At 34.9% G+C, this 11,649-nt stretch carries 8 protein-coding genes; 4 read left to right on the plus strand and 4 right to left on the minus strand.

Annotated elements, in window-relative coordinates:
* The first annotated feature begins 245 nt into the window (after window positions 1-245).
* A complete protein-coding gene (locus MKJ01_RS06215; RefSeq protein WP_241612633.1) occupies window positions 246-3,701 on the plus strand; it encodes a fibronectin type III domain-containing protein in 3,456 nt (1,151 codons plus the stop codon).
* A 550-nt stretch (window positions 3,702-4,251) separates the two neighbouring features.
* A complete protein-coding gene (locus tag MKJ01_RS06220; protein WP_241612634.1) occupies window positions 4,252-6,225 on the plus strand; it encodes a T9SS type A sorting domain-containing protein in 1,974 nt (657 codons plus the stop codon).
* 117 nt (window positions 6,226-6,342) lie between these two features.
* Here the strand turns inward: MKJ01_RS06220 and MKJ01_RS06225 are convergent, their stop codons facing one another.
* Together MKJ01_RS06225 and MKJ01_RS06230 are read right to left on the minus strand one after the other, a co-directional pair.
* Window positions 6,343-6,501: a hypothetical protein gene (locus MKJ01_RS06225; RefSeq protein ID WP_155845749.1), complete on the minus strand. Its 159-nt coding sequence runs from the start codon at window positions 6,499-6,501 to the stop codon at window positions 6,343-6,345.
* Window positions 6,502-6,543: 42 nt separating this feature from the next.
* Window positions 6,544-7,371 carry an ion transporter gene (locus MKJ01_RS06230; RefSeq protein WP_241612635.1) on the minus strand — a complete coding sequence of 276 codons (828 nt, stop codon included), beginning with the start codon at window positions 7,369-7,371 and terminating at the stop codon, window positions 6,544-6,546.
* A gap of 63 nt (window positions 7,372-7,434) precedes the next feature.
* Between MKJ01_RS06230 and MKJ01_RS06235 the strand changes: the two genes are divergently transcribed.
* Both MKJ01_RS06235 and MKJ01_RS06240 read left to right on the plus strand, forming a co-directional pair.
* Entirely contained in the window at window positions 7,435-8,532 is a 1,098-nt protein-coding gene (locus tag MKJ01_RS06235; RefSeq protein ID WP_241612636.1) for a Nif3-like dinuclear metal center hexameric protein, read from the plus strand.
* 1 nt (window position 8,533) lies between these two features.
* Window positions 8,534-9,310 carry a zinc ribbon domain-containing protein gene (locus MKJ01_RS06240; RefSeq protein ID WP_241612637.1) on the plus strand — a complete coding sequence of 259 codons (777 nt, stop codon included), beginning with the start codon at window positions 8,534-8,536 and terminating at the stop codon, window positions 9,308-9,310.
* Window positions 9,311-9,703: 393 nt separating this feature from the next.
* Here the strand turns inward: MKJ01_RS06240 and MKJ01_RS06245 are convergent, their stop codons facing one another.
* Window positions 9,704-10,252: a hypothetical protein gene (locus MKJ01_RS06245; RefSeq protein ID WP_241612638.1), complete on the minus strand. Its 549-nt coding sequence runs from the start codon at window positions 10,250-10,252 to the stop codon at window positions 9,704-9,706.
* A gap of 680 nt (window positions 10,253-10,932) precedes the next feature.
* A partial coding sequence (locus tag MKJ01_RS06250) for an IS256 family transposase (protein WP_241612639.1) occupies window positions 10,933-11,649 on the minus strand: 717 nt, incomplete at its 5' end.

The following is an 11,649-nucleotide window of genomic DNA, read 5'->3' on the forward strand; positions in this document are numbered from 1 at the left end:
TATTGAGTGGTATAAGATTATTATAAATCATATTAAAGTGATTTAATAACCATTGTAATGCATTGTATATTAACTTGTTATTGTGATAATTTTAATTAGTAAATTTTTGTTAAAATTCACTATACATTTGATTTTTTGTTAATATAATTGTTAATAATTATTTTTTATTTAATATTTTATGTTAATTTTTGATTTTTAATATTAATATTTATTAATTTAACCCTCTAATTTTAACTTAAATGAGTATGAAAAGATTTTTACTAACGTGTATGGTAGCTCTCGGCTTGGGAGTAAATGCACAAATTACAGTGGGAAGCGGAAATACCACCACAAATGTTGTACCATGGAGTGCTAATTTTGGGTATTCTTACAATCAGATGATTTATCCTCAAGCTTCTATTACGCTTGGTGGTACGATATCATCATTAACATTTACCAGTGCAGGTACTATCCCTACAACCTCCACCGGTGCAACTCCTAATACACCCCAGGCTGCTAATAGTAGCTTTAAAGTATATATAGGACATACTACAAAAGCAGCATTTGGTTCCACTACAGACTGGGAGCCACTTTCTAACCTTACTTTGGTTTATGATGGTACATTAACAATGCCTACAACTAGTGGACAACAGTTAACTATACCACTGACGACTCCTTTTGTATATAATAATACTGATAATTTAATAGTTGCGATTCACGAATTTTCTCCTGGGTATGCAAATTACAATTGGCTGGGAAACACAGGACAAACAAATATGAATTTGTATCTAAGAAGTGATAGCGCTAATCCTGATCCTACGTCTCCAGCTGCCGGCACAAGAGCCTCAACGACAGCCAGAGTAGTTCTTGGAGGATTGGTTGCAACAACTCCTCCGTCTTGTTCTGTTGTTACTGCTCCTGCTAATGCTGCAACTGATATTTCTATAACGCCTACAATATCTTGGTCGCAAAGCCCATTAGCTACCAGTTATGAAATTGCTATTGGAACAACTCCCGGTAGCGCAAATGTAATGCCACTTACTGATGTTGGAAATGTACTTTCGTATACAGTTCCGGCAGCGAATGCTTTAGCTTATAACTCATCATATTATGTATCGGTATATCCTAAAAATGCTATCGGATCTGCAACTGCTTGTAATCCTATTACCTTTAAAACTTTAGTAATCCCGTGTCCATCAGTAACTGCTCCAGCCGGTTCAGCGACTGGTGTGTCTTTGACTCCTGCTTTTACATGGTCTTCTGTTACTGGAGCTACAGGTTATAAATTATCGATTGGTACTACCGCTGGAGGGACTGATGTTTTAAACAATTATGATGTTGGAAATGTGTTAACCTATACCTATAATCAAACACCGGCGTTAAATTATAATACTAAATATTACTACACAGTAAATTCTTACAGTGCTACATCAAGTTCCACTGGTTGTACTGAAAGGAATTTTACAACGAAAACATTATGTCCTACCGTAAGTGCACCAACATCTGGAGCAACCGGAGTATCTATAATACCAACATTCACTTGGAGTGCAAATACAGATGCAACAGGATACAGAATTTCTATTGGAACTACAACAGGTGGTACAAACATTTTGAACAATGTAGATGTAGGAAATGTTTTAACTTATACATTAACTACAGCTTTAAATTATGGTGTTAAATACTATTATACAATTAATGGTTATAATGCTACTGCGACTTCAACAGGTTGTTCAGAAAGAAGTTTTACAACGCTAACCTTATGTCCTACAGTAAGTTCGCCTGCTTCTAATGCGGTTGGTGTATCTCTTACTCCTACATTTACTTGGGCTGGAGTGAATAATGTTACAGGGTATAGAATTTCGATAGGAACAACATCAGGAGGAACTGATGTTTTGAATTCATTCGATGTTGGAAATGTACTTACTTACACACTTCCTACACCATTAAACAATTCTACTCAATATTATTATACAATTGTAGGCTATATCGGAACTCAAGCTTCTTCTGGATGCTCTGAAAGAACTTTCGCAACGGTTTGTTCTTCGACAAATGTACCATATACTTTAGACTTTGAAAATGTAACTACTCCTTCTTTGCCACTTTGTACTTCTGCTTTAAACGCAGGTTCAGGAAATACTTGGAAGACAGCAACTGCTCCGGCAGGTTTAGGATTTAATACTGGAAAAGTTCTGAACTATTCATATAATTCTAATAATCCTGCAAATACCTGGTTCTTTACTCAAGGTATTAATCTAACAGCTGGAGTTAGTTATAGAATTAAATATAAATATGCTAATTCGTCAGGAACAACTCAGTACCTAGAAAAATTAAAGGTGGCTTACGGAAGTGCTGCAACTGTAGCGGGAATGACTAATGTACTTGCAACTTATCAAACTACTGCGGGTGCTCCGGCACTTCCTTCTGGAACAACAATTAGCTCAGCTAATCTTACAGATGGTTTCTATACACTTGGTAATGCAACATCAGGCTTTGTAGATTTTACACCAGCTTCAACAGGCGCATATTACTTTGGTTTTCATGCGTATTCTGTTAAAGATATGAATCAGATATATGTAGATGATATCAACATCGATGTTACTCCTACTTGTTTTGAACCTACTAATGTAACTGTAGCTTCAATTACAACATCAGGTGCAAATGTATCATGGACTGCTCCCTCTTTAGTTCCTAATAATGGTTACGAAGTTTATTATAGTACTTCGAATGTTGCACCTAATGCTACAACCGTATTGAATTCTAGTAATTCTACAGTTTCATCTTCTACATCTGCTCCTTTAGCAGGTTTAGCTTCTGCAACAAATTATTACGTATGGGTGAGATCTGTTTGTGGAGCAAATGATAAGAGCTTATGGTCAGCTTCTGCCACATTCAAAACTTTGTGTGATGTATATAGTGCGCCATTTACTGAAAACTTCAATTCTGGAAGTCTTGCTAATTGCTGGTCAACATACAGCACTAACAATACAAGTTATGCTCTTTGGCAATTTGGTAATGCTACACAGGATTACGGTACTACTTACAGTGCTACTGGTCAAAATAATACTGCTGGTCAATTCGCTTACGTAGATGCGTCTGATCCATACACTGGTGTTCATGATGTAACTTTGGTATCACCATCAGTAAACCTAACTGGGCTTTCTAGTCCAACATTAGAATTCAGATGGTTTAAAAACCATGGAGTTTCTGTTAATCCAACTACTCAGCCTGCCTATGATAATAATAAATTGACAGTGGAGGTGAAAGATGTTGCTACATCTACTTGGGAAGCTGTATTTACAAGTACTTCTAATGCTGCAACATGGAGAACACAGACAATCGTATTGCCTGCTTCCTATGTTGGTAAAACAATACAGGTTAGGTTTATTGTTGATAAAGATGTTGCAGGAAACGGATATTTCTATGATAATGTATTACTTGATGATATTGGTTTGAAAGAAAATTCAAATTTAGCGACAAGTGAAATTAAAATTGACAAGAATTATATCAAAGCATATCCGAATCCATTTGCAGACGTCTTGAATATTTCTGATATTTCTAAAGTGAAATCAGTATCAGTGGTTGACATTGCCGGAAGATTGGTTAAAACCATCCAAAATCCTTCTTCAGTGCTTCAGTTAGGAGAGTTGAAACAGGGGATGTATTTGGTTACTTTAGAGTTAAATGATGGGTCAAAACAAACCCTTAAAGTTATTAAAAAATAAAAAATTTTAAAATTGCATTATGAATAGCGGCTGATTTCAGCCGCTATTTTTTATTGAAAAGCATCTTATGAAAATATTTTAAATTAATTTATTATGTTAAATAGAGTATAATATTATTTCTCTGAATATTGATTAAAGTAATATGTTAATGATTATTAATATTTTAAAAAATCATCAATAATTGATTTATTTTCAAAAAATTAAATGATCGTTTATTTTAGTATTAAATTTTTACATAATTGATTGAGTGGTAGTATTGTTATTATGATTTTTTAACATTTAAAATGAATAAATTAATATATTTGTGTTATCAGTTTATGAAATTTTTAAAAATATTTGAATAACCTTGAAAAGGTAATTAAACTTTTAAGTTGTTACATGGAGTAAAAATTTTGTGATAGATGATAAAAGATCCTTTTTTATTTAATATAATATGACAGATTCGTAAGTAAACCTTATAATAATAGGCTTTCTGATAATCGACAGATTAATATTTAATGGGAACATTTGGATAATAAATAAATTAACAATTAACTTAAATAAAACAATTATGACAAGATTTTTACTCGCTTGCTTATTATTTGTAAGCATGGCTTTCAATGCCCAGATCAGTTTGGGAGTAGGAAGCACAGAAGTCGGTGCGGTTCCGATCAGTACTTATTTTGGGTACTCATACACCCAGCAGATTTATACGAAACAGGAAATCAATGCTGATGCAGCAGGAAATATTACAGGACTTAAATTTTATCTTGATCCTTCCATGTCCATTGCCAGTTCTTCAGAATGGGTGGTGTATCTGGGGCAGACCACAAAAACATCATTTACGTCGGATACAGACTGGGTGCCACTGACTCAGCTGACTCAGGTTTTTTCCGGGACTGTGACCAATGCAAACGGAGTCATTGAGGTGGTGTTCTCTACACCTTTCCCTTACAACAATACGTCTAACCTGGTAGTTGCTGCCGAAGAAAACTCTGCAGGCTATGACAGCAACAGTTTTGATGAAGCTATGTATGTCTATGCAGGATCTCCGAATTCTTCAATATATTTCAAAAATGATTTGACCAATCCGGATCCCGCTTCTCCTCCGACATCAGGTGCAAATCTGGCAGATTATAAATCTGTTATTACTTTTGAAGGGCTGACACCAAGCGCAATCCCTGGATGCCCGGTAATTACATATCCTACCAATAATGCTACATTTGTTCCTCTGACTTCTGCAATTACTTGGAACAATACTTCAGGAGCTACCGGATATAAAGTATCCATAGGAACAGCTTCCGGAGGAACTGATGTTGTAAATCAGGCGGCAGTAACAACAAACAGCTTTACACCTTCAACACCTTTTGCTCCTAATACCAATTATTATCTCAGAGTTGTATCAGTAGGTACAGGAGGTGAATCTACCGGTTGCAGTGAAGTGATGTTTAAGTCAGGACCACCTCAGCCAACCAATGATGAGTGTGCTACGGCAATTACTTTAACCGTAAATCCTGATCTGAACTGTGGTGCTGTAACTTCTGGTTATACCTTTGGGGCAACCGATTCAGGAACTGATCCTAATCCTTGTTACGGTACGGCTAATGATGATGTTTGGTTCAAATTTGTAGCCACTGCACCGAGCCATATGATTTCTCTTCTTAATGTACAGTCAGCGGGAAGTATTAATAACGATGATACTTATTTCCAAGTATTCAGTGGAGGTTGCGGAGCATTGATGAGTGTGTTTTGTTCAGATGCTACATCAAATTTAGTGACCGGTCTTAACACTGGCGAAACTTATTTGGTAAGAGTATACAGTTACAGCAATAATCCGTTAATCAGCCAAAGTTTTGATATCTGTGTAGGAACATTACCTCCAACTCCTGCAAATGATGACTGTGCCGGAGCATTATCTGCAACATCCTTTCCATACACTTATTTTCAGAGTGATGCTATCGGAACAACCAATGGAGGAGGAATGGTAATAGCCTGCAGTGATACTATGAATGATGGGGCCTGGTTTACCTTCGTAGGTGACGGTGATACTTTCAATATTTCGGTAAGTATGCCTGCAGGAAGTAATTTTGATCCTCAGATCGGAGTATATAGCGGAAGCTGCTCAGCTTTATCATGTGAAGGAACTGTAGATCAAACCTATCTGGGCCAGACAGAAACCATTTCTATTCCTACGCTTTCAGGAAATACATATTATGTAAATGTAGGAAGTTACAGTGGTACAACGGATTTCTTAGAAGGGCCTTTTACCATTAACATCACCAAAGGTGCTTTGTCAACTTCCGAGGTTAAGGCTGATCAGAATAAAATTAAACTGTATCCTAATCCATTTAACGAGGTTATCAATATTCCAGATGCAGCTAAAGTAAAATCAGTATCTGTATCCGATGTTTCAGGAAGGTTAATAAAAGTAATTGATAATCCTGGTACTGAAATTCATTTGGGAGAGTTGAAACAAGGAATGTATTTAATGACATTACAGATGAAAGACGGTTCTAAGCAAACCATTAAAACGATTAAAAAATAGTTTTAAAGTTTGACAGATACTGTCAAGACAAACAATAATAGAGGCGGCCGAATTTGGCCGCCTCTTTATTTTAAGTATATGTTTAAACAATCAGTCAAAATCTTTCATTATAAAAAATTATCGGTCATTTACCGGTTGGATTTCAGAAGTGTTAAGTCCGGAAAAAACGGCAGGGAAGAAAGTGACAAGAATGAGATAAACAACGACCATCAGTACGATTAATGAAAAAAGTATAACAATGGAAATGTGAGGCTTATTTTTCTTTGTTGGTTCCATGATTTCAAGTATTTATTAACAGATTTTATATTGATAATTTTACTAAGCTAATTTCTTGCCACACTGTTTGCAATACCTTGCATCATCATCAATATCTTCATTCCCGCAACGGTCACATATTTTTTCAAGATTTTGTCTTTTGTTCCGCATTTCCGCTGTTACAATTCCTGTAGGTACGGCAATAATTGAGTAACCTGCCAACATGAGAATAACCGCAAAAAATTTTCCCATGGGGGTGATAGGGGATACATCACCATAGCCAACGGTAGTTACCGTAACTACGGCCCAGTAGATAGCCTGTGGAATCGTTTCAAAACCAGGCCTTCCGCCTTCAACCATAAACATAAGAGAACCGACAATCACGGAGAAAATAATTAAAAACAAAAGGAAAATATAGATTTTCCTGGAACTGTTTTTCAATGCCCTTACAATAAGGTAGCCGTCATTCATGAAATCCAGAAGATTAAAAATCCTGAAGATTCTCAGCATTCTCAGCATTCTGAAAATCAGAAAATATTTGGTTACCGGAATAAAAAAGCTCAGATAAAAAGGAACAAGCGCTAAAAAATCAATAATTCCGAAAAAACTGAAGATATAATTCTTTTTATTTTTGATAACGGCAATCCTGGACCAATATTCAGTAGTGAAAAACAGGGAGATAATCCATTCTAAGATAATAAAAGTATAATGGAATCTCTTGTCCAGTTTCGGAACGCTTTCCATCATAATAATAAAAGTACTGATCAGGATCAGGGATAATAAAATAATATCGAACAATTGCCCAAGCTTTGTATCCGAGCGGTATATGATGCGGTAGAGATGTCTTTTCCAGAGGGCATCCCCGGGAACAAGATTATGCTCTTTTTCCATGATAAATCTTTTTTTAAAATTAATAAATTATCCCTACTTTCGTAAGCAAACATACAGAATTAAATGAAAATTAGAGAAGTTATTTCAAAGATTGAAAAGCGTATTACGCTGCAGCAGGCAGAAGATTTTGATAATGTGGGACTGTTGTGCGGATCCTGGGACCGCAATGTAAGCGGAATACTCATATGCCATGATGCTCTGGAAAATGTAGTGGACGAAGCCATTCAGAAAAACTGTAATCTTATCATATGCTTTCACCCGATTATTTTTTCAGGACTGAAATCATTAACAGGAAAAAATTATGTTGAAAGAGCGGTGATAAAGGCTATTGAAAATAAAGTTGCAATTTATGCCATCCATACAGCTTTCGATAATGATTTTTTCGGTGTGAATTATGGGATCTGCAATCAATTAGGATTAAAAAATCTGAATATTCTTCAGCCCAAAAAAGATAATTTAAAGCAGCTGACCGTGTTTGTCCCTAAAGAATATTCTGAAAAAGTAAGAGAAGCACTCTTTGCCTCAGGTGCCGGAAATATAGGTTTCTACGATGAATGTAGTTTTACTGTTAACGGAAACGGGACGTTCAGGCCGAATGAGGGATCAGAACCTTTTTCCGGGCAGCAGAATATCAGGGAAAATGCAGATGAAGATATGATCACAGTCGTTTTTGAAGATTATAAACAAGGGCAGATTGTTTCAGCGATGAAAAATGCACATCCTTACGAAGAAGTTGCCCACCAGATTTACAGCCTGAATAATACCAACCCATATTCGGGGCTCGGAATGTACGGTGATTTCGAAGAACCGGTGGATGAAACGGATTTCCTGGAAATGGTTAAAGAAAAATTCAATCTTGAAGTGATCAGGCATTCAGATTTTAATCATAAAAAAATTAAAAGAGTAGGAGTTCTGGGAGGTTCCGGAGCAAGCGGAATACGCTCTGCCATTTCTAAGAATTGTGACGCTTATCTTACCGGAGATGTAAAATACCATGATTTTTTCCTCGCAGAATCAAAAATGCTGATTTGTGATATCGGGCATTTTGAGTCAGAACAATTTGTAACTCAACAATTATTTGAAATTTTTTCACAAAAATTTACTACCTTTGCAATCTCAAAATCTATTGAGAAAACAAACCCGGTAAATTATTTCATTTAATATGGCAAAAACCAACGATATTTCAGTTGAAGAGAAGTTAAGAGCTTTATACGATTTGCAGATCATTGATTCTAGATTGGACGAAATCCGAAATACAAGAGGAGAATTGCCAATCGAAGTAGAGGATCTTGAGATTGAAATCGAAGGTCTTGAAAAAAGAGCTGAAAAATTCCATGCTGATATCAAAGAGCAGGATGACCAGATTAAAACAAAGCATGAAGTTATAAACCATGCGAACACTTTAATTGAAAAATACAAATCTCAGCAGGATAGCGTAAGAAACAATAAAGAGTTTGAGGCATTAAGTAAAGAAATTGAATATCAGGAGCTTGAAATACAGCTTTCTGAAAAAAGAATCAAGGAATTCGGGGCTAAAATAAGCCATAAGAACGAAACGCTTGATGAATTGAACGAAAAAATCAATGACCTTAAGAATCACCTTAAATTCAAAAAAGAAGAATTGGAAGGTCTGATTTCCGAAACTCAGAAAGAAGAAGAATATCTTATTGAGCAGTCTAAAGAATATGCCTCTAAAATTGACGAAAGATTATTGGCTTCTTATAACAGAATCAGAACCAACTCTCCAAACGGGCTTGCAGTAGTAGGATTGGAAAGAGGAGCACCGAAAGGATCTTTCTTCACGATTCCGCCGCAAAAGCAGATGGAAATTGCCCAGAGAAAGAAAATTATTATCGATGAGCATTCAGGAAAAATCCTTGTGGATGATGAATTGGTAATGGAAGAAAACGAAAGAATGAATTCTGTTATTAAATTCTAATTTAGTGCATTATTAAATATTAAAAAGCTGTTCAGATTTTGAGCAGCTTTTTATCATTTTGGATAGTGTTTCACTAACTGTGTAAGTTAAAAAGTTATTCTTAAAATTTTTGAGTCCTGCAAATCTCATTTCTAGTTAATACTTCTATTCAAACCGCAATTTCTAACTTCTATTCCTTCTTCATACATTACAAGAAATAGTAAAAATTATTACTGTTACTATTACGAAAATATACACTTCTTTTTCCTCATGGTTTTTAAGATTCAGCTCTGTGATTAATGTTTAGTCATGCGAAGGTAGGGTAGCCGAAACAAAAATTCTTAATTTTAAAGGAAGCTCTCAAGTAGATAAAGTTTGATTTTGAGATTTCCCCAACTAATGTACAAACCCTTATTAGTCATAGTTTTTCTCTATCGTAATGAATTTCTTTTCTGCGTCAGATAGGTTTTTTAAATGTATTGAGACATTAGTTGAAGTAAAAGACGATTGACCAAATTCAATATAAACGTCTTTATTTAAGGAATCAGTATTCAATCGATTTGGAATCGTAACTTCATCAGCTTTATTAAAAGTTGATCTATAAAACTCTAATTCACTTGTTAATATAAGTATGCTCCGATATATTTTCTTGGTAAATATTGTGTAAAATCCAACTATTATAAAGGCATCTTCGACAAAATACAAATCAGCTTTTCTATAATGAAAACCTAAATTCTTTCTACCAGATGTGAAATTCGAACATTTGACATTAAATTTTTTAAAACATATTTTATTATTTATTTTAACTAATTTTTGTAATTCTTTTCGAACAATCTTATCAGAATAGGATCGATCTAAATAAATAATGAGAAAAAAGATAGTGAAAATAAATATGACTAGATAATTCATTGCATTGTTGTTTGATACATTACGGTTAACTTCAGGATTTACATATTGAGCCATCTAAATTATATAACTTTATGAAAATAACTTGTAATTTCCATAATTTATTATTGTTTTTAAGATTTGATAGCTTTAAAAATTGATATAAAGCGGCTTAGTAAATTTACTGAATGTTTGGTGTGATGTATTAATCAGATTTAAATGTTCAAAACATAGGTTCTACCTTACAGCTGATAGATACTTATTCCTGAATTTTCAATTTTCTCTATATCGTTATCAATGCATACAAAATCAAAGGCCTCCCGTAGGAAGCCTTCGAAACACCAAATCACAAAATATTAATATGAAAAAAATTTACTTACTTAATTTAATTTTGTTTAATTGTCCTCTTTTGAACAATACAAATTTACGGCAGCAATAAAAGTTTCTTTGTAGTGGAAAATGGAAGTTCATGTAGTAAAATAACTACAGGATTGTTCATCTGGTTTAAAACATCTAAGCCCTCAGCACTTTCTAAGTACTGGGGGCTAGATATAATTACTCTTATTTCTATGATAAAGCTGTCGTAATATAAATTATCATTTCCGTATAATTTTTATCTTGGGTTTAACAAAAAATGCCTACAGATTGGTAACTGGTTATCATGGATTTTTAAAATTTTGAAATAAGGCTAAGATTATACAATCTCCCTACGACACTCTCCCACAAAGTGTGTAAGTTAAAAAGTCAGGGCTTAGATTTTATAATCTGAGCCTTTCTTCAAAAATAAGCATAAATTGGTTGAGAACAATACCCCAATTCCGGATAGGCATCGACCATTTTTTTGTGGCTTCTTTTAAAGCCAGGTAAACAGATTTCAAGACCGCATCATCCGTAGGAAAAGACATTTTGTTTTTGGTGTATTTTCGGATTTTGCCGTTGAGATTCTCAATTAAATTGGTGGTGTAAATGATTTTACGGATTTCTAAAGGAAATTCAAAAAATACGGTCAATTCATCCCAATTATCCCTCCAGGATTTGATGGCGTAGGAATATTTGGATTCCCATTTTTCTGCAAAATCAGTGAGAGCTGCTTCAGCCGCCTGTTTTGTTGGAGCAGTATAAATGTGCTTCATATCAGCAGAGAACTCTTTTCTATCCTTCCAGACCACATATTTACAAGCATTTCTGATTTGATGAACCACACAGATTTGGGTTTGAGATTCAGGAAAAACAGAACGGATAGTCTGGGTAAATCCGTTTAAATTATCGGTAGCAGTGATCAGGATATCTTCTACACCACGGGCTTTAAGATCCGTTAAGACCCCCATCCAGAAGCTCGAACTTTCATTCTTACCGAGCCACATTCCCAGTACTTCTTTTTTCCCTTCACGATTCAGACCTACTGCCAAATAGATGGTTTTGTTAATGACCTTGGAGTTTTCACGAACCTTGAATACGATTCCGTCCATCCAGAC

It is taken from the genome of Chryseobacterium sp. SSA4.19 (genome assembly GCF_022601875.1).
Lineage (GTDB): Bacteria > Bacteroidota > Bacteroidia > Flavobacteriales > Weeksellaceae > Chryseobacterium.